Below are 21,469 nucleotides of genomic sequence, written 5' to 3'. Positions count from 1 at the left end.
CGGCAATGAACGCGCCTGAGGATCAGAATATCGTCGATCTCTTCGTGATCGGCGGCGGGATCAATGGCTGCGGCATTGCGCGCGATGCTTCGGGGCGCGAGCTGTCGGTGGTGCTGGCCGAGATGGGCGATCTGGCCTCGGCGACGTCGTCGGCCTCGACCAAGCTGTTTCATGGCGGCCTGCGCTATCTTGAGTTTTTCGAGGTGCGGCTGGTGCGTGAGGCGCTGCACGAACGCGAGGTACTGCTGCGCGCCATGCCGCATATCAGTTGGCCGATGCGCTTTGTCCTGCCTTATCACCAAGATATGCGGTTCGAGGGTGGGACGCCCACCGCGCGGCTGCTGGGCCTGCTCATGCCGTGGATGCGGGGGCGGCGCCCGGCTTGGCTGATCCGGCTGGGTCTGTTTCTGTACGATCACCTTGGTGGGCGTAAAATCCTGCCCGGCACCCGCACCGTGGATCTGCGCCAGGATCCGGCGGGGGCGCCGCTCAAGGACAAGTTCCTGAAAGCCTTTGAGTATTCGGACTGCTGGGTGGAGGATTCCCGCCTTGTGGTGCTGAACGCCCGCGATGCGCAGGCGCGCGGCGCGACCATCCTGACCCACAGCAAGGTGACGGCTGCGCAGGCCAAGGACGGCATATGGTCGCTGACGATCACCGATATGGAAAGCGGTGAAACCCGTACCCAGCGCGCCCGGATGCTGGTCAATGCCGCCGGTCCCTGGGTCGGGCAGGTGATCCACGACACGGTGCATCTGACGCAGCAGGCCGGGGTGCGGCTGGTGCGCGGCAGCCACATCGTGACCCGGCGGCTTTTCGATCACGACAAATGCTATTTTTTCCAAGGAACCGATGGGCGGATCATCTTTGCGATTCCCTATGAGGGCGATTTCACCCTGATCGGCACCACCGATGCCGACCACACCGATCCCGACACGCCCCCGGTCTGTACCGAGGCGGAGCGCGATTATCTGCTGGCCTTTGCGTCGGAGTATTTCAAGACTCCGGTCACCCGCGACGATATCGTCTGGACCTATTCCGGGGTGCGCCCGCTTTATGATGACGGCTCCAGTTCGGCCACGGCCGCGACACGGGATTATGTGTTGAAACTGGACGATCGGGCCGGAGCGCCGATGCTCGATGTCTTTGGCGGCAAGATCACCACCTATCGCCGGTTGGCCGAATCCGCGCTGGCCAAGATCGCGCCGGTCTTTGGTGGTCTCAAGGGCAACTGGACCGCTGGCGTGCCGCTGCCCGGCGGAGATTTCCCGGTGAACGGGGTGGAGCGGTTGATCGACGATCTGAAGACCGCCTTTCCGTTTCTGACGGATCGTTGGGCGCGGCGTCTGATCCGGGCCTATGGCACCGAGGCGGCAACACTTCTCGGCGATGCCCGTACCGCCAAGGATCTGGGGCGCGGGTTCGGCGCCGATCTGACCGAGCGTGAGGTGCGCTGGTTGATGGCGCATGAATACGCCCGGCGGGCCGAGGATGTGGTCTGGCGGCGCAGCAAGCTGGGGCTGCGGATGACACCTGAACAGATCAGCGATCTGGATCTTTGGATGCGGTCTGAGGCGGCCAAAGAGGGGGTGCAAAAGTAGTTGTCCCGCCGTTTCTATAGCGATGATTTTCTGTGCAAGGCGCACATTGGTTGCCTAACTAATAACCTTAACGCGTCCTCACCAAACCCTCTCAGAGCGCCGGGAATGGCCGTATCGACAGGGCCGGTGCAGAGTGGGCCAAGACCTTCGCCCGGAGTTTTTCGTGACATCCCTTGCGCAAATTGACAGTTCGCAGGCGAACCCGGTGCAGCCCCGCGCCGTGGGTGAATTGCTGTTGTCGGCCAAGCAGGCACGCGGGCGCAGCGTTCTGGACGGGTTGCGCTGTTCTGGCGCGATGAAGGCGCTGTTTCCACGCGGCTCCGACAGGCTTGAGGCGATCATGATCAACAGCTCTGGCGGGCTGACCGGGGGCGACCGTATCACCGTGCGCGCCACGGCGGGGCCGGGGACACATCTGACGCTGACCACACAGGCCGCCGAGCGCGCCTATCGCGCGAAAGACGGCTGGGCGCGGGTCGATACCCGGCTTGAGGTGCAGGACAACGCGCGGCTGTTTTGGTTGCCGCAGGAAATGATCCTGTATCGTGGCAGCGCATTGCAACGTACGTTGCGGATTGATCTGGCGGCGCAGGCACAGTTGTTGATGGTCGAACCGGTGCTGTTTGGCCGCGCCGCGATGGGCGAGACGCTGGACAGCGCCCGCATCCATGACCGGATCGAGATCTGGCGCGCCGGGCGACCGCTGTATCACGACGCGATGCGGCTGGAGGGGGATCTGGCGGCGCAGCTTGCGCGCCCGGCCGTCGCCCCCGGTTGTGCCGCGATGGCGAGCGTTGTTTTCGTCGCCCCCGAGGTCGAAACGCATCTGGCCGCGGTGCGGGCGTTATTGCCGGACACCGGCGGCGTCAGCCTGCTACGCCCCGATCTTCTGGCGGTTCGGCTGCTGGCCCGCGACGGGTTCGATCTGCGCCGCTCGCTGTTGCCCGTTCTTGATCGCCTAAGCGGCGAGACCCTGCCGACATCCTGGAGATTGTAAGACATGAACCTGACCCCGCGCGAGAAGGACAAGCTGTTGATCGCCATGGCGGCCGAGGTGGCCCGCCGCCGCTTGGCCCGTGGCGTCAAGCTGAACTATCCCGAGGCCATCGCCCTGATCACCGATGCGGTGGTCGAAGGCGCGCGCGACGGGCGCAGCGTGGCCGACATGATGGAGGCGGGGGCGCAGGTCATCAGCCGCGACCAATGCATGGAAGGGGTGCCCGAGATGATCCATGACGTGCAGGTCGAGGCGACCTTTCCCGATGGCACCAAGCTGGTGACGGTTCACGAACCGATCCGGTAAGCCCTGTGCATTTGAACATCTGAAGAAGAGGATATTTCGATGAAAGCTTTCCACCTTGCCCCGATTGTGGCCAGTCTTGCCGGCCCGGCGCTGGCCCATGCCGACAACGCCGTCCATATGCACGAAAGCCAGGCGGGGCCTGTGGTGCTGGGTCTGGCGCTGATCGCCGTGGTCGGGGCCGTCACCCTGTTCCGGAGGCGTTGACCATGATCCCGGGCGAGCTTTTCCCGGCCGAGGGCATGCTCACCCTCAACGCGGACCGCGTGGCGATTACGCTGATGGTCGCCAATACCGGCGACCGCCCGGTGCAGGTGGGCAGCCATTACCATTTCGCCGAAACCAACCCGGCACTCGACTTTGACCGGGACGCGGCACGGGGGATGCGGCTGGATATCGCGGCGGGGACCGCGGTGCGGTTCGAACCGGGCCAGCGGCGCGAGGTCAACCTGATCCCGGTCTCCGGGGCGCGGCGGATCTTTGGCTTCAACCAAAAGGTGATGGGGGCGCTGTGACGCCCGTGTGCCAGTTGTGGGGCGTGTGGCAGGGTGCAGAGGCGCCCGGTCAGGCGGAAATCCGGAAGGGCAACAGATGCCACTGAAACTTGAAGGATCCTGCCGCTGCGGTGCCGTGCATTTCACGGTCGAGAGCCACACGCCGGTGCCCTATCAACGGTGTTATTGCTCGATCTGCCGCAAGACGGATGGCGGCGGCGGCTTTGCGATCAATCTCGGGGCCGAGGCAAAAACCCTGTCGGTTCAGGGGCGCGACGCGATCGGCATTTTCCACGCCGAGATCACGCGCGACGGGATCTGTCGCACCTCAAGTGCTGAACGCCACTTCTGTACCCGCTGTGGCAGCGCGCTTTGGCTGTTTGATCCGGGCTGGCCCGATCTGGTGCATCCCTTTGCCAGCGCCGTGGATACGGAGCTGCCGCGCGCCCCGGAACGGGTGCACATCTTTGTCGCCGAGAAACCGCTTTGGGTGCCACTGCCCGACGGAGCGGACGACACCCATTTCGCCGGATATCCCGAGCTGTCGCTTGCGGACTGGCACAAGACGCACGGCCTTTGGGTCGATTGAAGGAGAACTGAGGATGCCTGCAACGATTTCCCGCGCCTCCTATGCCGCGATGTTCGGCCCCACGGTGGGCGACCGGCTGCGGCTGGCCGATACCGACCTGATCATCGAGGTCGAGCGTGACCTGATCGCAGAGCGCGCGGGCGCTGCCACCAGCGGCGGCTCGGGGGGCAATGCGCTGGCCTATGGCGATGAGGTCAAGTTCGGCGGCGGCAAGGTGATCCGCGACGGCATGGGGCAATCCCAAGTCACCCGCGCCGAAGGGGCGGTGGATACGGTGATCACCAATGCGCTGATCGTCGATCACACAGGCATCTACAAGGCGGATGTGGGGCTCAAATCCGGGCGCATCGCCGCGATTGGCAAGGCGGGCAACCCCGACACCCAGCCCGGTGTCGATATCATTGTCGGCCCCGGCACCGAGGCCATAGCGGGCGAAGGCAAGATCCTGACCGCCGGCGGATTCGACAGCCATATCCATTTCATCTGTCCGCAACAGATCGAGGATGCCTTGCATTCCGGCCTGACCACCATGCTCGGCGGCGGCACCGGCCCGGCGCATGGCACGCTGGCCACCACCTGCACGCCGGGGCCTTGGCATATCGGGCGCATGCTGCAGGCGGCGGATGCCTTTCCGATGAACCTTGCCTTTGCCGGCAAGGGCAATGCCTCGCTTCCTGCCGCGCTGGAAGAACAGGTTCTGGGCGGTGCCTGCGCGCTGAAACTGCACGAAGACTGGGGCACCACGCCCGGCGCGATTGATTGCTGTCTTGGCGTCGCCGACGACATGGACGTGCAGGTGATGATCCACACCGATACGCTGAACGAAAGCGGCTTTGTCGAAAACACCCTTGCCGCGATGAAGGGGCGCACCATCCACGCCTTTCACACCGAAGGCGCCGGCGGTGGTCATGCCCCCGACATCATCAAGATCTGCGGCGAGTCGCATGTGCTGCCCGCCTCGACCAACCCGACGCGCCCGTTCACGGTGAACACGCTGGAAGAGCATTTGGACATGCTGATGGTCTGTCACCATCTGGACAAGTCGATCCCCGAGGATGTGGCCTTTGCCGAAAGCCGCATCCGGCGCGAAACCATCGCCGCCGAAGACATCCTGCACGACCTCGGCGCGTTTTCCATCATCGCCAGTGACAGCCAGGCGATGGGCCGGGTCGGCGAGGTGCTGATCCGCACCTGGCAGACCGCCGACAAGATGAAGAAACAGCGCGGGCGGTTGGCGGACGAGACCGGCGACAACGACAATCTGCGGGTGCGCCGCTATATCGCCAAATACACCATCAACCCGGCCATTGCCCACGGGATCGCCCATGAGATCGGCAGCATCGAACCGGGCAAGCGCGCCGATCTGGTGCTGTGGTCGCCGGCGTTTTTCGGGGTGAAACCGGATATGGTACTGCTGGGCGGTACCATCGCGATGGCGCAGATGGGCGATCCCAACGCGTCGATCCCGACGCCGCAGCCGGTCTATTCGCGGCCGATGTTCGGGGCCTATGGGCGCAGCGTCGAACACTCGGCCGTCACCTTTGTCTCGGACGCGGCGCAGGCGGATGGCATCGGGGCGCGGCTGGGGCTGGCCAAGGACACGGTGACGGTGCGCGGCACCCGCACCATCGGCAAGGCCGACATGAAGCTGAACGACGCCACCCCGCATATCGAGGTCGACCCGGAGACCTATGAGGTGCGCGCCGATGGCGAATTGCTTACCTGTCAGCCTGCCGAGGTCTTGCCGATGGCGCAACGCTATTTCCTGTTCTGAGGTCCGTCCAAAGACCCCGTCCTCCCACGCGATCAAGGACTGAAACCATGACCGAACTTCCCCTTGCCCAGACTTTTCACCGCGCGGGCCATTGGTCGGATGCGGCGGAGACCGTGCTGCTCGATTATGAAGGCCGGTTCCTGCGGCGCAAACGGCTGCAGACCGAGGCCGGGCGCGGTTTTATCGTCGATCTGGAGCAGACCACCTCGCTTGATCAGGGCGATGCGCTGGAGCTTGGCGACGGCACGCTGGTGGAAATCCGCGCCGCCAGCGAAGAGATCCTGATCGTCACCGGCGAGAGCTTGGCGCGTCTGGCTTGGCATATCGGCAACCGGCACACCCCTTGCCAAATTCAGCCCGATTGCCTCGTGATCCAGCGCGATCCGGTGATCCGTCACATGCTGGAGCATCTGGGCGCGGGGGTTGCCGAAGCGGTGGGGGCCTTTACCCCCGAGGGCGGCGCCTATGGCCATGGCCGCACCCACAGCCACGAGCACGGGCACAGCGCCCATGCGCAGTGACGCCCATCTTTTGACGCTGGCGCAATGGCTGTCGCCGGCCTATCCGCTGGGGGCTTTCGCCTATTCCCACGGGTTGGAAAGCGCGGTGGAGGCGGGCTGGATCGCCGATGCCGAGGGGCTGCGCCTTTGGTTGGGCGATCTGTTGACACAGGGGTCGGGGCGGGCCGATGCGATCTGGCTGCATCTGGCCCATGCCAGCCCTGATGACGCGGATCTCTGGGCGCTCGATGATCTTGCGCGCGCCTTTTCCCCGGCGCTGGAACGTCTGCGCGAAGGTGAACGTCAGGGCGCGGCCTTTGCCCGTACCACCGCCGAGATCTGGGATCTGGATCTGCCCACGCTGTTGCTGCCGCTGGCGCTTGGTCGCGCAGCGCGGCTGTTGGGGATGGAGCCGGTGCCGGTTGCGGCGCTCTATCTGCACAGCTTTGCCGGAAACCTTGTCGCGTCGGCGCAACGGCTGATGCCGCTGGGACAGACAGCGGCGCAAGCGGTGCTGGCTGATCTGACTCCGCTTTGCACCAAAGTGGCCGCCGAGGCCGAAGGCGTGCCCGCGACGGATATCGCCTCGTCGGCGTTTCTGTCAGATGTGGCGGCGATGAAACATGAAACCCTTGAACCAAGGATATTCCAGTCATGACCCGGATGAATGGCCCGCTTCGCATCGGTATCGGTGGCCCGGTCGGGGCCGGAAAGACAACGTTGACCGCCCGCTTGGCCGAGGTGTTCAAGGATCGGTTTTCGATCGGGGTGATTACCAATGACATCTATACGCAAGAGGACGCCGAGGCGCTGATGCGGATGCAGATCCTGCCGGAAGACCGGATCATCGGGGTCGAAACCGGCGGTTGCCCGCATACCGCCATCCGCGAGGACGCCAGCATCAATCTGGCCGCCATCGCCGAGATGCGGGCGCGCCATCCGGATCTGGAAATCGTGTTCATTGAATCCGGCGGCGATAACCTGTCAGCCACCTTCAGCCCGGAGCTCGCCGATCTGACCCTTTACGTGATCGACGTCGCCGCTGGCGAAGAAATCCCGCGCAAGGGGGGACCCGCGCTGACCCGCTCCGATCTGCTGGTGATCAACAAGACCGATCTGGCCCCGCATGTGGGGGCCTCGCTGGAGGTGATGGCGCGCGACGCCGCCCGGATGCGCGGCGCGCGCCCGGTGGTTTTTGCGGCGCTGTCGCGGGCCCGCGGCGTGGACGAGATCGCGGCGCATATCTGCGCCATGGCCGGGCTGCCCGACGCAGAGAGCAAACCGGCCGAGGCGGTCGAGACGGTGAAACCGGGCGCCTAAAGGGCAGGGTTCAGCCCGCCGCCTCCAGCCCGCACCAGTCCGCGATAAACAGCGCGGTGGCCTGTGTCACCCGCCGCACGCTGTCCAGATCCACCCGTTCATTGAAGGCATGGATCGCTTCGGCCTTGGGGCCATAGACCAGCGCCGGGGTGTCGGCATAAAGCCCGAAGAACCGCGCATCGGTGGTCGCCGTGATCGCCAAGCGGTCTAGCGCGGCCCCGCCGTTCACCGCCTCATGCGCACCGTCCAACGCCCCGATGGCCTGACGCGCGCGCGCGCTGGTGTCCTCGGACAGCGCATAGCCCTCGGCGTGGAAGCCGTGATAGACGATCTCGGGGGTGTTGTTGCGCAGAAAGGCGTTTTCGCGCGCGGCCTGACGCAGCACCTCCTCGATCTCGGCCTTGGCGGTCTCGATATCCTGACCGGGAAAGATCCCCATGCGCACATCAAAGACGCACCAAGCGGGCACCGAGCTGGCCCAGTCGCCGCCCTGAAACTTGCCGATATTCAGGTTCAGCGCGTGATCGTGATGGGCGAAATCCGCATGCCGACAGGTCGGCCCGTTCCAGCGCGTTTCCATCTCGTGCAGCGCCGCGATTAGCGGGATCGCCGCCTCGATCGCATTGGCGCCGGTGCCAGCATAGGCGACATGGGCGGGCATCCCCTTGAGATGGACCTGAAACCATATCACGCCAAGCTGGGCGGTCACCAGTTTCTCGTCGAAGGGTTCGGGGATCAGCGCCGCATCGGCGCGATAACCACGTTGCAGGCAGGCCAGCGCGCCGTTGCCGGTGCATTCTTCTTCCACCACCGATTGCACAAAGACCTCCGCCGCCGGGACGACACCGCAGGCGCGCAGCGCATCCAGCGCGAAGACATTGGCGACCAGCCCCGCCTTCATGTCCCCGGCGCCGCGCCCATACATCCATTTGCCATCCACACGCGGCTCGAACGGGGGGCTGTCCCACATATCCAGCGGCCCGGCGGGCACCACGTCGACATGACCGTTCAGGATCAGCGAGCGCCCCTTGCTGGTGGCGGGCCGGTGCGCGCCGACCACGTTCATCGCGTCGTCATAGGTGCCGATGACCGGGGAAAATCCGGGCAGGTCGCAAATATCGGCGACGTCGATCTGCCAGCTGTCCACCTCCAGCCCGCGATCCGCCAACTGAGCGGCCATGAATGCCTGCGCGCTCTGCTCGTTGCCGCGCGTCGAGGGATGCGCGGTCAGCTCGGCGAGAAACTGAATCTCCTGCTCGAAGTGATCGTCAACGGCGGAAAGGATACGGGTGCGGATATCAGCGTCCATCTTGGGCCTCGTCAGAATGTGGGAAGATCGCCTTGCGGCAAAACAAGCGGTGCGCCGGTTGCGGCGATTACCTGATCGGGGTCCAGCCCCTCGGCAATCTCGCGCAGGGCAAAGCCCTCGGGCGTCACGTCGATCACCGCCATGTCGGTGTAAATGCGCCCGACGCAGCCGAGCGCGGTCAGGGGCAGGGTGCAACCCTCGACCAGCTTGGGTTTGCCCGCGCGGTCGGTATGGGTGGTCAGCACAACCACCCGGCGCGCTTTTTGCGCCAGCTCGATCGCGCCACCCGCGCCAGGGGAAAACTTGCCCGGGATCTTCCAGTTGGCCAGATCGCCGTTCTGTGCCACTTCAAAGGCCCCCAACATGGTCAGATCCAGCCGCCCGGACCGGACCAGCGCAAAAGACATCGCGCTGTCGAAAAAGGCGCTGCCGGGAATCGGCGAGACATAGGCCCCACCGGCGTCGATCAGGTTGCGGTCGGCGCGCTCAGCCGGCAGCGAGGGGCCGATGCCGGTCATGCCGTTTTCGCTATGCAGGCAAAACGGAAAACCCGAGGGCAGGTGATCAACCACTTTTGTCGGCAGCCCGATGCCGAGGTTGACCACCATTCCCGGTGCGATTTCGCGCGCCGCGCGGGCGATCATGCGGGCCTTAGCGTTGGACAACGCCATACTCCTCGGAAATGGATTGCAGGTGAACCACACGGTCGACAAAGGGGCCTGGGGTGTGGATCTGATCGGGCGCCAAACCGCCCAGCGGCAGCACATGTTCAGCCTCGACGATCACCAGATCGGCGGCCATCGCCATCATCGGGTTGAAGTTGCGCGCGGTGGCGGCATAGGCGAGATTGCCAAAACGATCGGCCTTATCGGCATGGATCAGCGCCACATCCGCGCGCAACGCACGTTCCAGCAGGACGGGGCGGCCATCGACCGAGACGATCTGTTTGCCCGCGGCCAGTTCGGTCTCGGCACCGATATCGGTCAGGATGCCGCTGAGGCCCGCGCCACTGGCGCGGATGCGCTCGGCAAGGATGCCTTGCGCGCAAAACTCGACCTCGATCTCACCCGCATTCAACATCGCCACCGCGCGCGGGTTAAGCCCGATATGGGTGGTGATCAGCTTGCGCAGCAGCCCGGCCGCCAACAGGTGATCAACCCCAAGGCCCTGTTCGTTGGCGTCGTTCTTGATCACGGTCAGATCCCGCTTGCCCTGACGCACCAGCTCCCGGATCAGCGCAAAGGGGGTGCCGGGCACGCCGAAGCCGCCCAGCATCACCGTGGCCCCGTCGCGGATCTCGGCGACGGCCTGTTCCATCTCGCTGGTCTTGTCGGGCAGGGTGGTCATGGGTTCACCGGCAGGTTCATCTCCCGTGCCATGGCCTCCAGGCTGTCGGTCAGTGTGGCCATGATTTCGTCGATCTGAGCCTCGGTCACGATCAGCGGCGGCGCGACGAGGAAGTGATCGCCCTCAAGGCCGCCCCGGGTGCGGCGCGAATAGATGATCAAACCGCGTTCATAGGCAAGGTCCACCAGCCGGTTATAGGCGTTCAATTCCTTTGGCAGCGGCGCCATGGTCTTGCGGTCAGAGACCAGTTCAAAGGCCAGCAACAGGCCCAGACCGCGCACGTCACCGATAAAGGGGAAGCGGTCCATCAACCCGGTTAGACGCGCCTTGAGCAGATCGCCCATGGCGGCGGAATTGCCGACCAGATCCTGACTGGCAATCTCGTCCAGCACGGCACAACCGGCGGCGCAGGCCAGCGGGTTGCCGGCATAGGTATAGCCATGCAGGAAGCCGCCCGCATCCAACACCGCCTCGACCATATCGCCGCGCGCCACCATCGCCCCCAGCGGCGCATAACCGGCGGCAAAGCCTTTGGACAGCGCGATGATGTCGGGGGTGATGCCCCAATGCTCGGCGGCGATGAACTTGCCGGTACGACCCGCGCCGGTCATCACCTCGTCATAAATCAGCAGGATGCCGAATTCGTCGCAAATCTCGCGGATGCGCGCGTAATAGCTGTCGGGCGCCACCAGTGCCCCGGTCGAGGCCCCGCCAACCGGCTCCATGATAAAGGCCAGCACGCTCTCGGGGCCCTGCGCGATGATCTCTTCGCGCAGCATCTCGGCATATTTTAGCCCGCGCTGGTCATCGTCAAGATTGTCGGTGTCGAGATAACAGGTCGGCGCCGCGATCTTGGGCATTTCGCGCATCATCGGCGCAAAGGGTTTCGTCAGCGGATCATAGCCGGTCAGCGCCAGCGCCCCCAGCGTCGAGCCGTGATAGGACGGGTGGCGCGAGATCACCTTCCAGCGGCTGTCCTGCCCCTGGGTCAGCGCGTATTGCCGCGCCATCTTGATCGCGCTTTCCACCGCTTCGGACCCACCAGAGACAAAGAACACCCGGTCCAGCCCCTTGGGCATCAGCGCGGCGGTCTTGGCGGCAAGGCGTTCCGAGGGCTCGGTCTGGAAATGCAGACGATAGCCAAAGGTGGCCTTGTCCATCTGCGCCTTCATGGCGTCCAGAACGCGCGGGTTGGAGTGCCCGATATTGGACACCATCGCCCCGGATGAGCCGTCGATGTACCTTTTGCCATCCGTATCGTACAGATAGATCCCCTTGCCATAATCAAGGGTCGGACGCGGCTGGCGCGATTGATAAAAGAGATGCGACATCACAGTCATTCTTTGTTTGAAGCAAGGTGCTTGCGGAGGAAATTCTTGGTGCGTTCGTTTTCGGGATTGCGAAAGATCACGCTGGGCGGACCTTCTTCGACGACCACGCCCTGATCCATGAACAGAACCCGGTCGCAGACGCTTTCGGCAAAGCCCATTTCATGGGTGACGATGATCATGGTCATGTGTTCCTCGGCGAGCTTTTTCATCACCAGGTTCACTTCCTCGACCAGTTCCGGGTCGAGCGCCGAGGTCGCCTCGTCAAACAGCATCACCTTGGGTTTCATCGCCAGCGCGCGGGCAATCGCGACACGCTGTTTCTGCCCGCCAGAGAGCTGCGAGGGGTAATAATCAATCCGCTCCAACATGCCGACCTTGTCGAGTTGCTCCTCGGCCAGGGTATTGGCCTCGTCAACGGTGAGACCTTTGAGCATTCTGGGTGCCAGCGTGATGTTTTCGCGCACGTTCAGATGCGGGAACAGGTTGAAGTGCTGGAACACCATGCCGATGTTCTGGCGCACGTGATTGATGTGCTTTTCATACTGGCGGTGCGGCAGGGTCTTGTTGACCTGGACATCTTCCAGCCAGACCTCGCCGCCGGTCAGCGGATCAAGGTCGTTGATCGCGCGCAACAGCGTGCTTTTCCCCGACCCCGAGGGGCCGATGATAGCGACGATTTCGCCCCGGTTCACCTTGAGGCTGATATCTTTCAGAACCTCAAGCGAGCCATAGCTTTTCTGGGCGTGGCGGATATCCACAAAGGGTTTCTCGGTATCCAATTTTCAGTCTCCCTTCGCGGTCATCGGGCGGCCTGGACCCGACGCTCGATGCGTCGCAGGACAGCTTCCATGCCGAGGTTGATGATGTAATAGAACAGGGCCGCCACCACGTAGAACTCGAACGGGCGGTAGGTACGGCCAATGGCAAGTTGAGCGGACAGGGTTAGTTCGGTCACGCCGATCACCGAGACCAGCGCAGAGTCCTTGAGCAGGGCGATCATGTTGTTGCCGATCGGCGGGATCACGTCGCGCACCGCCTGCGGGATCACCACCTTGCGCAGGGCTTGTCCCCGGCTGAGCCCCACGGTGCGGGCCGCCTCCATCTGGCCCTTGTCGACGGCAACGATGGCGGTCTGGATCAGCTCGGAGTTATACACCGCGAAATGCAGCCCCAGTCCGACCACACCGGCAACAAAGGCCGGCAGGTCGATGCCGATCTGCACCAGCCCGAAATAGATCAGGAACAGTTGCAGCAGCAGCGGCGTGCCCATGAACAACCATTCAAAAGCCCGGAGCGGCAAGCGCACCAGCGTCGGGGCATAAAGCGCGATCACGGCAAAGAAGATGCCGCCGAAAAAGCTGAGCACCGCCGCGCCCACCGTGATCGCGATGGTCCAGAGCGCGCCCAGAAAGATCACGTCGAGGTAGTCGGGGACAACTGAGAAATCCAGGCCCATGCGGGCGCCTCCTATCCGGTTGGGATCAAACGATCTTGGCTTTGTTGTCGAGCCAGGTAACGGCGCGACTGGTGATGTAGATGATGATCATGTAAAGAATGCCCGAGATCAGGAACATTTCGAATGGCTTGTAGGTCGAGCCGATATAGCGCTGCGCGGTATAGGTAAGTTCGACCACCGAAATCGCGGCCACCAGCGCGGTGCCCTTGATCAGCGCGTTGATATTCACCCCCAGCGGCCGGATCATCAGCCGCATGGCCTGCGGCAGCACCACCTTGCGAAAGCTTTGGCCCCGGCTCATCCCCAGGGTGCGGGCGGCCTCGATCTGGCCCTTGTCGATGGAGATGATGGCGCCGCGTATCGTTTCGGTCATATAGGCGCCGATATTGACCCCCAGCCCGATCACCCCGGCCTCGAAGGCGTCAAGCTGGATGCCGATCTGCGGGCCGCCAAAGTACAGGATAAAGAGCTGGATCAGCGCCGGTGTGCCACGGATAAAGCTGACATAGGCGGCCCCGATATAGCGCAGCACCACAAACCGGGACAGCCGCGCGGCCGCCCCGAGCCCGCCGCAGAACAGGCCAAGGATCGTTGTCAGGACGGAAAGTTGAATGGTCACCCACGCCGCCTTCAGGAAGTACGGGTAGACCGTCAGCATCAGTTCGATATCCAAGGGCCAGTCCCCTCCCGTTTCTGCGGTGGCCGGTGTGGCCTTAGTGTTGATCAGTGATGATCGGTGCGGCTCAGAATCGGCAAGGCGCGGATTTCGCGAACCAGTGCCGTGGTTTCTTCGATTGCGGCGCGCAGGAACTTTTCGCCGGTCTCGGCATCCGCGACGGTCGGGTCCCCCATGGTTCCGTCTGGCGAAACCTCGGACCACCAGCGCATCAGCATCGCCTTGCCGCCGCCCTTGGCCAGATCAAGGTTGAAGAAGTTGGTCTTGGGATCGTGCAGGTTCTGGGAGACCGACTTCTCGATATGCACCATCTCCGGGTGCAGATGTTTGTACATCGCCGCCTCGAACTCTCCGGCATGGGCGATGCCGCCGATTTCGGATTTGCGGTGTTCGTTGATGCGATCCGCGCAGAGGTTCCAATAGGAGGCCGAGACGCAGATGATCCCGGTTTCGATCACCGTCTTGCGCGCCGACAGATCGAGGATCGGATGGTTCGACCCGTGCGAGTTCAGCAGCAGGATCCGGCGAAACCCGTGATGGGCCAGCGATTTGGTGATGTCGGTGACAAAGGCGATCAGCGTTTCGGGCTGGATCCAGATGACGCCGGGGAAATCCTTGTGGTGTTCGTTGAACCCGTAGGCAACCGGCGGCATCACCAGCACCTCGTCGGGGGCGGCCGCAGCAACGCCATTGGCCACCGCCATGCCCAACACCGTGTCGGTGTCGAGCGGCATATGCGGCCCGTGATCCTCGGTTGCGGAGACGTTCAGGATGACGACACGGTCCTTGTCCGCATCGCGGACCTCTTCCCAAGTCAGTTTCCCATAGTCCGTTGTCATAATGCTGCCTATTTTTAATTTGATTTTTGTGGGGTTCGCCGCTGACGGCGAACCCGATACTCTTCGTCCGTATTAACGGATTTATTCATCCGTATTAGCGGATGTCGCCGCCGACCCACTGTTCGGCGATCTTCACGTAGGTGCCGTCTGCCATCATGTCGTCCAGCGCCTTTTGCATCGCGGCACCCAGCTTGGGGTTGCCTTCACGAATGGCGATACCGGCACCGAAAGCTTCGGTCTCAAGGTCGGGGATGACCGCGTAATCATAGCCCTTTTCCTTCATCGCCAGAATCGCGGCGATGGAGTCATTGACGATGGCGTCGACGCGGCCGTTTTCCAGCTCGAGCAGCAGCTCGGGCAGGCCTTTGTAGGTGCGGATGCTATAGCCTTGATCGCGCGCCCATTCCTCGTGGGTTTCGCCCAGAGTCACGCCCAGCGTTGCGTCGCCCAGTTGCGACACGCTGGTGATGGGCGAGCCGGCCTTGGTGAAAATCGCGCGTTTGGTGGCGTAATAGGGGCCGACGAAATCGACCACTTTGTCGCGCTCTTCGGTGATCGTCATCGACCCGACAATGGCGTCATATTTGTTGGCCAGAAGGCCGCCGATGATGCCGTCCCATGCGGTGGTGACGATTTCCGCCTTCAGCCCCATGCGCTTGGCGATTTCGGTCCCGATCGCCGGGTCAAAGCCCACGACCTCGTTTTTTTCATTGACGAAGTTGAACGGAGGGTAGGCACCGCTCATGGCGATGCGGATCACGCCCTTTTCCATGATCGTGTCCAGCTCTTCGGCCTGAACCGCGCTGGTGGTGCCAAGGCCCGCGACCAGCAATGCGCCGGCGGCAAGAGTGGTCTTCATCAGAGATCTGCGAGTCGTCATGGTTTTCTTCTCCCGAGGTTGTTTTTGATCTTTGCGCTGCGGTACGCTCGGGACCAAGCCCGCGAAAGACCGCTGCATTGCAAGAGGCTTGCATAGGGGCTTCACATAAAGCAAATAGATATTCAAAATCACTTACATTGATAAAACCTATGAACAACTCTATCGGCCAGCGTTTTCCATGGAACCTTGACTGGAACCTGTTGCGCACCTTCATGGTGATCGTGGAGCAGCAAGGGGTGACCAAGGCCGCCGATTTTCTGGGCCTGAAACAGCCTACGATCAGCTCGGCCCTACGCCGGTTGGAAGAGACCGTCGGCCATCGGTTGATCGAGCGCGGGCCGCACCGGTTCGCGGTCACCGCGGTCGGGCGCACGCTGTACTCGGAATCCTCGACGATCTTTGGCGCGGTATCGCAGCTTCCTGAATTGCTTGAAGCCGAGGAAGAAGAACTCTCGGGGCATGTGAATATCGCTTTGACCAGCCATGTGATGTCGCCACACTTTGATCGAGTGCTGGAGGCGTTTCACGCCCGCCATTCCAAGGTGACCTATTCCATCGTCGTCGCCGAAAGCTCGGATATCGTCACCTTGGTACGGCAGAACCGGGCCAGCCTTGGGGTCTGCCTGCTGAACAAGATCCCGACCGAATTGGAGGCGCGGATCCTGTTCCGGGAATATTTCGGCCTGTATTGCGGGCCGCGCCATCGGCTGTTTTCCCGCTCCAAGATCGATATCGGCGATCTGGCGGGGGAATATTCGGTCGCCTTCCAGACCGAGATTGAAGGCGGGCCGCTTGATGTCGTGTCGGGGCTGCGCCATCGCGCACGGCTGGCGCCGGGGCTCAAGGGGGTGTCGGCCAATCTGCCCGAGGTGCGGCGCATGATCCTCGCCAATATCGGTATCGGGGCCTTGCCGGTGCATGTGGCCGAACGCGACGTGAGGTTGGGGATGCTGCGGCAATTGCCGCCCTATACCAAGCTGCCTGCGGTCAATATCTATCTTTTGAGCAATCCGCGCCGCAGCCTGTCGCCGCCCGAGGCGGCGCTGCTTCGGATGTATGGCGAGATGATTGATGAAACCGACCTCAAGGCGCGCACCTATCAATAGGCGGCTAAGCCGGGCAACAGGATCGAGACGGGCAGGGCGACGCAGATGGGCACAACAGGTCTGATCCTACGATATGCCGGGTTCGCCGTGATCGCGACACTGGCCAACCTTGGGGCGCAACGCGGGATCTTTGCGCTGTTACCCGCGGGGCAGCTGCGTCTGATCGCGGCGCTGGTCTGTGGCACCGGAATCGGGCTGGTGGTGAAATACATCCTCGACAAGCGCTGGATCTTTGACGACCCATTGCGCCCGGCACGCGATGAAACGCGCACCTTTTCGCTTTACACCCTGACCGGGGTGGCGACCACGGCGCTGTTCTGGGGTGTCGAAAGCCTGTTCTGGGCGATCTGGCAAACCCGGGACATGCGTGAATTGGGCGCTGTTCTGGGGCTGAGCGCGGGTTATGTGATCAAGTACAATCTGGACAAACGCTTTGTTTTCCGCCGCGATTAAGCAGGGCGCCCCGATCGGAAACAGCTTGCGCGGCACACGGGCGAAGACGCCGCGCAAGATTTGTCCCGTTACAGCGACAAGATCACCAGAGCGACACCAATCACCATGATCATCAGGCCGATGCGGTCATGGGTCACGAATTGGATCGGGTCGTAATCCTCGCGCCCCAACTCGCTGAGCCGGACAACCCGGAACAGCCAGAGGGTCAGCGGCAGGACTGTGGCGGCAAAAATCATCTGTGACCCGTACAGCCCGCCCGAATGCCCGCTGAAGGCGTAGAGCAGAAACGCCGCCGCGCTTAGCACGATCCCGGCGGCGGCCAAGACTTTCAGCGCGCGGAAATCATCCGCCCCATAGCCGCGCCCCGGCAGCTTGCCATGATCCACATCTCGGGCAAGCGCGGTCATCCGTTTGACGCAAGCCAGCGTGAAAAACACGACGAAGACGAAGGCCATCACCACGCCCGGAACCGCGATCTGTGCCGCGACCGCCCCGGTCAGCACCCGCAACAGGAACATGAACGCGAGACTGGCAAGGTCGATCCAGCGCCGTTTCTTGAGCCAGAACGAATAGGTCAGGCTGGTCAACATATACAGCAAGGTCAGCGCCGCCACCGGCGGTCCAACCAGCCAAGCCGAGGTCAAGGCCAGTACAACCAGCCCGGCGCTGGCAATCATGGCGTTGCGGATCTGTAACGCGCCAGAGGCAATCGGGCGGTTGCGCTTTTCCGGGTGCAGCCGGTCGGACTCCAGATCCAGCAGATCATTGAGAATATAGATCGCCGAGGCGCCGATACTGAACGCCGCCGCCGCCATCAGTGCAGCCAGAAACACCGACAGGCCAAATTCATGTGCCACCAGCAGGGGCAGGAACAACAGCAAGTTCTTGATCCATTGATGCGGGCGCATCTCGCGCAAAAGCGCGAACGGGTCGCTGCGATCCTCGACGACCTCCAGCGGCTTGCCCATCGCCTCCAGCCGGTGGCGCAGTGTGCCCCCCGGCGAAACCGCGATGATCCGGCGCGCCTTGCTCCAGACCGGCAGGTCGGCGTTGGAATTGCCGACATAATCGAAGCCACCTTCGCCAAAGCGCTCCACCAGCATCTGCGCCTTGCTCTGTTCGGTCAGGTTGCGCGTTGCGTCCGAGCCGAAATGCGGGCCCGGCAGATCAAGCCGCTGCGCCACCGCCTCGACCAGCGCCTGATCGGAGCCCGAGGCGAGATGGACAGCGCGGCCCGCCTGCCGCGCCGCATCGGCCAGATCCAGAACCGCCGGGCGCAGCGGCAACAGCGCCACATTCGGCGCCGCGATCTCGCACAGCGCATGTTTGAGCAGATTGGGCGCGCGCCACTGTGTGACGCATGTTTTCAGCGTTGCGGCGATATTGCGCCCCGCCGCCGCCCAGAGGCTTTCGTAAAGCATATCTGTGCGCAACAGTGTCCCGTCTACATCCAGGATCAGGGGCGTTGTGTCGGGGCTCTCGGTCTGGGTCGGCTCGGTCATGCGCCTTTTCTTTTTTCTGGCTTCGCAGCGTTTTGTTTTTGCAGTGTATAAGGCAGTTGCCTGCGGCATTTATGATATAGGAAAAACTCTACCGCAGGGGGAACCCCTCTCACTTGACACAGGTCATATCCACGAGTCCACGTTGACCGCAGGATGGCGACACCGTTAGCGATGGCTCTGCTACGGCGAAAGGAAGGATGAAATACCATGACAAAGCAACGATTTCTCGTGACCGGCGGGGCAGGGTTCATGGGAATCAACCTGATCCGCTATCTGTTGGAGCGTGGGCACGAGGTGCGCAGCTATGACATTGCGCCCTTCGCCTATCCCGAGGCTGACCGGGTGGATGTGCTGCAGGGCGATATCCGTGAAAAGGGATTGCACCCGCGCGCCTTTGATGGGATCGACGTGGTGGTTCATTGTGCTGCGGCGCTGCCGCTGGCCGACCCGGCCGAGATCCATTCAACCAATGTGGGCGGTGCGCTGTCGCTGATGGAAACCGCGCAAGAGATGGGGATTGATCGCTATATCCATATTTCCAGTACGGCGGTCTATGGCATTCCCGATCACCATCCGCTGACCGAGGACGATGCGATGCACGGCGTCGGCCCCTATGGCGAATCCAAGGTCGAGGCCGAACATCTGTGCGCCGATTTCCGTGCCCGCGGCCTGTGCCTGCCGATCCTGCGGCCGAAATCCTTTGTCGGGCCGGAGCGGCTGGGCGCGTTCGAACTGCTGTATGATTTTGCCTATGACGGGCATAATTTTCCGGTTCTGGGCAAGGGCGACAATATCTATCAGCTGATGGATGTCGAAGACCTGTGCCAAGCGGTTTACCTGTGCGCGACCGGCGACAAGGCGGCGGTGAACGACACGTTCAACGTCGGCGCGGCGCGCTATGGCAGCCTGCGCGACAGTTTTCAGGCGGTGCTGGACCGGGCCGGGCATGGCAAGCGCATCATCGGCTTTCCTGTCGGCCCCGCGATCGCGATCTTGCGCGTGCTGGAGGCGCTGCATCTCTCGCCGCTGTACAAGTGGATCTATGAGACCGCCGCCACCGACAGTTTCGTCAGCATCGACAAGATCACCACGCGGCTGGGCTTTGCGCCTGAGCATTCCAACGAAGAGGCGCTGGTGCGCAACTATGACTGGTATGTTGAAAATCATGGTCGGATATCGACACATGCGGGGGTTTCGCACCGTGTGCCGTGGAAGAAAGGCGCACTGAAACTGATCCGGCTGGTGCTATGATATCTGGGGGGAGGGGCTTGATGCGACGGGTTACACAAGGTCTTGGCGGAGTGGCAACGGCGTTGCTGCTGGCGGGTACGGTGCAGGCGCAAACGGCTGACACGCTGGCCGCGCAGCGCGCCGCCTATGATGCCGTGCGGGCCAAGACGATTCTGGATCTGCAACCGTTCCGCACGACTGTGACGGCAGTGGATGAGGCGACCGGGCTTGAGATCACCTTGATCGATCTCAGCCCGAAGGTGGGGGCGTGGTTCCTGCTGCAAACGCGCGCGGGCGCGAAACAGGCGCCGGTCAGCTATCATCTGGAGAACCCCGCGCCCGGAACGCGGCAGGTGACTCTGGATCTGAACGGTCCGGCGCTGCTGGTGGATGGGATCCGCTGCCGCCCTTGGGCCGATGAGGCGTTGGTCAAGGCGCGCCAGACCGGGCTTGGCTATGCGCCGATCTGTGACGGCAAGCTGTATCTGCGCAACAAGATCAGCGGCGCGTACACCACGCTGGAGGCCACCGCAGAGTTTCTGCGCGACAATGTCTGGGGCGGCGAGAATATCGTGCGATTCGTACGTGACAATTTCTTCAAGGATTCGCAGTTGGAGACCGGCGATGCGGTTGGGCAGATCGCGACCGGGCCGGCGGCCGGCCCTGCGCCGATGCTGACCAATTTCGAGTCTGGCGAGCGGCCGGTGATCGCGACGCTGCTGGATATGGCGATCAAGGGGGGGGACCCAAGGCGGATGGCGGTCGGGGCGTGGTATCCCGTCACCGGTGTACCCGGCGTGTTCGCCAGCACGTTCCAGCCCCGCTATGTCGCGGATGCGGTGATGCAGGGGCCGGGCACGGCGAACCGGCTTGACGGGATCGAGGCGCGCGCCACCGGCTATATGATCGGCTTCGATATGGGGCAATTCGACATTGGTTATGCAGTGGGCACCGATCATCCCTCGTTGGGCTGGTCGCCGCGCCCGTCGTGGAACGCGCGCCCCAAGGGCCTGCCGGGACCGGATGGGGTAAGCCGCCCCGATCCGCTGGTGATGCTGGGCATGGTCAATCCCGAGATCGCCAACAAGGCCGTGGCCACCTTTACCGCCGGCTTCAAGCGCCAGCATGGGGCGTTCAAATATGGCGACATGGCCGGGTTCAACTATGGTCATCACTATGGGTTCGTTGAAAAGGGCGTCGTGCTCAGCAAGCTCTGGCCGGGGCTTTCGACGCTGTTTGAACTGACCGACGGCAGTGTGCATATGAACACCTGGACGGCAGCGGACGACGCCTTGCTGCCACAGATCCGCTTTGCCCGTCAGAATGGTGTGCCGATCCTTGAGACCGACCCCGAAACCGGCATGGGCATTCCGGGCGACCGGGTGACAAAATGGGGGCCGGGCAATTGGTCGGGGTCGGCCAAGGCCGAACTGCGCACCCTGCGCGCCGGGGCCTGCATGGCGCGTGCACAGGGCACCCGCTATCTGATCTATGGCTATTTCTCGACCGCGACGCCCTCGGCCATGGCGCGCACCTTTCAGGCCTATGGCTGTGACTATGCCATGTTGCTGGACATGAACGCGCTCGAGCACACCTATCTCGCGGTCTATGCGCGCCAGGGCGGTCAGGTCCATGTGGAGCATCTGGTGCCGGGCATGGCGCTGATCGAGAAGAAGATGCGCGATGGCACCATCCTGCCGCGGTTCATTGGCTTTGCCGACAATCGCGACCTGTTCTATCTGACCCGAAAGGAGCCATAGAC

24 protein-coding genes are annotated in these 21,469 nt (G+C 63.0%); 14 read left to right on the top strand and 10 right to left on the bottom strand.

From position 1 onward, the window contains the following. The first annotated feature begins 5 nt into the window (after positions 1–5). From glpD to ureG, 10 genes are all read left to right on the top strand, one after another. A complete protein-coding gene (gene glpD, locus E1B25_RS09400) occupies positions 6–1,601 on the top strand; it encodes a glycerol-3-phosphate dehydrogenase (protein WP_132828700.1) in 1,596 nt (531 codons plus the stop codon). Between the two features lie 163 nt (positions 1,602–1,764). Further along, entirely contained in the window at positions 1,765–2,598 is an 834-nt protein-coding gene (locus tag E1B25_RS09395) for an urease accessory protein UreD (protein ID WP_132828698.1), read from the top strand. Between the two features lie 3 nt (positions 2,599–2,601). Beyond that, the gene (locus tag E1B25_RS09390; protein WP_132828696.1) at positions 2,602–2,904 is read left to right on the top strand and encodes an urease subunit gamma; all 303 of its coding nucleotides are present in this window, start codon (positions 2,602–2,604) and stop codon (positions 2,902–2,904) included. Between the two features lie 39 nt (positions 2,905–2,943). Beyond that, positions 2,944–3,108, top strand: coding sequence for a hypothetical protein (locus E1B25_RS22125; RefSeq protein WP_165937588.1), 165 nt, complete (start codon positions 2,944–2,946; stop codon positions 3,106–3,108). Positions 3,109–3,110: 2 nt separating this feature from the next. After that, on the top strand, positions 3,111–3,416 hold the full coding sequence (locus E1B25_RS09385; RefSeq protein ID WP_132828695.1) for an urease subunit beta: 306 nt from the start codon (positions 3,111–3,113) through the stop codon (positions 3,414–3,416). A 76-nt stretch (positions 3,417–3,492) separates the two neighbouring features. Next, entirely contained in the window at positions 3,493–3,984 is a 492-nt protein-coding gene (locus E1B25_RS09380) for a GFA family protein (RefSeq protein WP_132828693.1), read from the top strand. Positions 3,985–3,997: 13 nt separating this feature from the next. Further along, positions 3,998–5,758 carry an urease subunit alpha gene (gene ureC, locus E1B25_RS09375; protein WP_132828692.1) on the top strand — a complete coding sequence of 587 codons (1,761 nt, stop codon included), beginning with the start codon at positions 3,998–4,000 and terminating at the stop codon, positions 5,756–5,758. A 47-nt stretch (positions 5,759–5,805) separates the two neighbouring features. Continuing rightward, entirely contained in the window at positions 5,806–6,279 is a 474-nt protein-coding gene (locus E1B25_RS09370) for an urease accessory protein UreE (protein ID WP_132828690.1), read from the top strand. Next, complete coding sequence (locus E1B25_RS09365; protein WP_132828688.1) at positions 6,269–6,916, top strand: urease accessory protein UreF; 648 nt, start codon at positions 6,269–6,271, stop codon at positions 6,914–6,916. Before E1B25_RS09370 ends, E1B25_RS09365 begins: the two co-directional genes overlap by 11 nt. Then, positions 6,913–7,578: an urease accessory protein UreG gene (gene ureG, locus E1B25_RS09360; RefSeq protein ID WP_132828687.1), complete on the top strand. Its 666-nt coding sequence runs from the start codon at positions 6,913–6,915 to the stop codon at positions 7,576–7,578. The genes E1B25_RS09365 and ureG overlap by 4 nt, the downstream gene beginning before the upstream one ends. Positions 7,579–7,588: 10 nt before the next feature. Here the strand turns inward: ureG and E1B25_RS09355 are convergent, their stop codons facing one another. The 9 genes from E1B25_RS09355 to E1B25_RS09315 all read right to left on the bottom strand — a co-directional run bounded on the left by E1B25_RS09355 (position 7,589) and on the right by E1B25_RS09315 (position 15,395). Next, positions 7,589–8,887 (bottom strand): ArgE/DapE family deacylase, encoded by a 1,299-nt coding sequence (locus E1B25_RS09355; protein ID WP_132828685.1) that lies wholly within the window; start codon positions 8,885–8,887, stop codon positions 7,589–7,591. 11 nt (positions 8,888–8,898) lie between these two features. Beyond that, the gene (locus E1B25_RS09350; protein WP_425358928.1) at positions 8,899–9,552 is read right to left on the bottom strand and encodes a 3-oxoacid CoA-transferase subunit B; all 654 of its coding nucleotides are present in this window, start codon (positions 9,550–9,552) and stop codon (positions 8,899–8,901) included. After that, the gene (locus tag E1B25_RS09345; RefSeq protein WP_132828683.1) at positions 9,539–10,234 is read right to left on the bottom strand and encodes a CoA transferase subunit A; all 696 of its coding nucleotides are present in this window, start codon (positions 10,232–10,234) and stop codon (positions 9,539–9,541) included. The genes E1B25_RS09350 and E1B25_RS09345 overlap by 14 nt, the downstream gene beginning before the upstream one ends. Beyond that, entirely contained in the window at positions 10,231–11,565 is a 1,335-nt protein-coding gene (locus E1B25_RS09340) for an aminotransferase family protein (protein WP_206338521.1), read from the bottom strand. Before E1B25_RS09340 ends, E1B25_RS09345 begins: the two co-directional genes overlap by 4 nt. A gap of 5 nt (positions 11,566–11,570) precedes the next feature. Further along, positions 11,571–12,344 (bottom strand): amino acid ABC transporter ATP-binding protein, encoded by a 774-nt coding sequence (locus E1B25_RS09335; protein ID WP_132828680.1) that lies wholly within the window; start codon positions 12,342–12,344, stop codon positions 11,571–11,573. Positions 12,345–12,364: 20 nt separating this feature from the next. Then, positions 12,365–13,021, bottom strand: coding sequence for an amino acid ABC transporter permease (locus E1B25_RS09330; protein WP_132828678.1), 657 nt, complete (start codon positions 13,019–13,021; stop codon positions 12,365–12,367). A gap of 25 nt (positions 13,022–13,046) precedes the next feature. Next, positions 13,047–13,694 carry an amino acid ABC transporter permease gene (locus E1B25_RS09325; protein ID WP_132828676.1) on the bottom strand — a complete coding sequence of 216 codons (648 nt, stop codon included), beginning with the start codon at positions 13,692–13,694 and terminating at the stop codon, positions 13,047–13,049. A 50-nt stretch (positions 13,695–13,744) separates the two neighbouring features. Next, positions 13,745–14,536, bottom strand: a complete 792-nt coding sequence (locus E1B25_RS09320; protein ID WP_132828674.1) for a creatininase family protein — start codon at positions 14,534–14,536, stop codon at positions 13,745–13,747. Positions 14,537–14,630: 94 nt separating this feature from the next. Beyond that, positions 14,631–15,395 (bottom strand): transporter substrate-binding domain-containing protein, encoded by a 765-nt coding sequence (locus E1B25_RS09315; protein ID WP_245510671.1) that lies wholly within the window; start codon positions 15,393–15,395, stop codon positions 14,631–14,633. Positions 15,396–15,565: 170 nt separating this feature from the next. Between E1B25_RS09315 and E1B25_RS09310 the strand changes: the two genes are divergently transcribed. Beyond that, positions 15,566–16,522 (top strand): LysR family transcriptional regulator, encoded by a 957-nt coding sequence (locus E1B25_RS09310; protein ID WP_132828671.1) that lies wholly within the window; start codon positions 15,566–15,568, stop codon positions 16,520–16,522. 45 nt (positions 16,523–16,567) lie between these two features. Next, entirely contained in the window at positions 16,568–16,975 is a 408-nt protein-coding gene (locus E1B25_RS09305; RefSeq protein ID WP_132828669.1) for a GtrA family protein, read from the top strand. A gap of 68 nt (positions 16,976–17,043) precedes the next feature. Here the strand turns inward: E1B25_RS09305 and E1B25_RS09300 are convergent, their stop codons facing one another. Continuing rightward, positions 17,044–18,477, bottom strand: a complete 1,434-nt coding sequence (locus tag E1B25_RS09300; protein WP_165937586.1) for a UbiA family prenyltransferase — start codon at positions 18,475–18,477, stop codon at positions 17,044–17,046. Positions 18,478–18,684: 207 nt separating this feature from the next. Here E1B25_RS09300 and E1B25_RS09295 point away from each other — a divergent pair, with 207 nt between their 5' ends. Next, on the top strand, positions 18,685–19,728 hold the full coding sequence (locus tag E1B25_RS09295; RefSeq protein WP_132828666.1) for an NAD-dependent epimerase/dehydratase family protein: 1,044 nt from the start codon (positions 18,685–18,687) through the stop codon (positions 19,726–19,728). Between the two features lie 20 nt (positions 19,729–19,748). Beyond that, on the top strand, positions 19,749–21,467 hold the full coding sequence (locus E1B25_RS09290) for a hypothetical protein (protein ID WP_132828664.1): 1,719 nt from the start codon (positions 19,749–19,751) through the stop codon (positions 21,465–21,467). Positions 21,468–21,469: the final 2 nt, after the last annotated feature.

This window comes from Antarcticimicrobium sediminis, from assembly GCF_004348975.1.
Classification (GTDB): Bacteria; Pseudomonadota; Alphaproteobacteria; order Rhodobacterales; family Rhodobacteraceae; genus Antarcticimicrobium; species Antarcticimicrobium sediminis.
This window is presented reverse-complemented; position numbering and strand designations above follow the sequence as displayed.

Bases quoted from the DNA above. Each gene is read 5' to 3' on its own strand.
- E1B25_RS09295 (WP_132828666.1), top strand. From the start codon at position 18,685: ATGACAAAGCAACGATTTCTCGTGACCGGCGGGGCAGGGTTCATGGGA.
- glpD (WP_132828700.1), top strand. From the start codon at position 6: ATGAACGCGCCTGAGGATCAGAATATCGTCGATCTCTTCGTGATCGGC.
- E1B25_RS09310 (WP_132828671.1), top strand. From the start codon at position 15,566: ATGAACAACTCTATCGGCCAGCGTTTTCCATGGAACCTTGACTGGAAC.
- E1B25_RS09315 (WP_245510671.1), bottom strand. From the start codon at position 15,395: ATGAAGACCACTCTTGCCGCCGGCGCATTGCTGGTCGCGGGCCTTGGC.
- E1B25_RS22125 (WP_165937588.1), top strand. From the start codon at position 2,944: ATGAAAGCTTTCCACCTTGCCCCGATTGTGGCCAGTCTTGCCGGCCCG.
- E1B25_RS09345 (WP_132828683.1), bottom strand. From the start codon at position 10,234: ATGACCACCCTGCCCGACAAGACCAGCGAGATGGAACAGGCCGTCGCC.
- E1B25_RS09320 (WP_132828674.1), bottom strand. From the start codon at position 14,536: ATGACAACGGACTATGGGAAACTGACTTGGGAAGAGGTCCGCGATGCG.
- E1B25_RS09340 (WP_206338521.1), bottom strand. From the start codon at position 11,565: ATGTCGCATCTCTTTTATCAATCGCGCCAGCCGCGTCCGACCCTTGAT.
- E1B25_RS09290 (WP_132828664.1), top strand. From the start codon at position 19,749: ATGCGACGGGTTACACAAGGTCTTGGCGGAGTGGCAACGGCGTTGCTG.
- E1B25_RS09390 (WP_132828696.1), top strand. From the start codon at position 2,602: ATGAACCTGACCCCGCGCGAGAAGGACAAGCTGTTGATCGCCATGGCG.
- ureC (WP_132828692.1), top strand. From the start codon at position 3,998: ATGCCTGCAACGATTTCCCGCGCCTCCTATGCCGCGATGTTCGGCCCC.
- E1B25_RS09305 (WP_132828669.1), top strand. From the start codon at position 16,568: ATGGGCACAACAGGTCTGATCCTACGATATGCCGGGTTCGCCGTGATC.
- E1B25_RS09385 (WP_132828695.1), top strand. From the start codon at position 3,111: ATGATCCCGGGCGAGCTTTTCCCGGCCGAGGGCATGCTCACCCTCAAC.
- E1B25_RS09355 (WP_132828685.1), bottom strand. From the start codon at position 8,887: ATGGACGCTGATATCCGCACCCGTATCCTTTCCGCCGTTGACGATCAC.
- E1B25_RS09370 (WP_132828690.1), top strand. From the start codon at position 5,806: ATGACCGAACTTCCCCTTGCCCAGACTTTTCACCGCGCGGGCCATTGG.
- E1B25_RS09380 (WP_132828693.1), top strand. From the start codon at position 3,493: ATGCCACTGAAACTTGAAGGATCCTGCCGCTGCGGTGCCGTGCATTTC.
- E1B25_RS09330 (WP_132828678.1), bottom strand. From the start codon at position 13,021: ATGGGCCTGGATTTCTCAGTTGTCCCCGACTACCTCGACGTGATCTTT.
- E1B25_RS09300 (WP_165937586.1), bottom strand. From the start codon at position 18,477: ATGACCGAGCCGACCCAGACCGAGAGCCCCGACACAACGCCCCTGATC.
- ureG (WP_132828687.1), top strand. From the start codon at position 6,913: ATGACCCGGATGAATGGCCCGCTTCGCATCGGTATCGGTGGCCCGGTC.
- E1B25_RS09365 (WP_132828688.1), top strand. From the start codon at position 6,269: ATGCGCAGTGACGCCCATCTTTTGACGCTGGCGCAATGGCTGTCGCCG.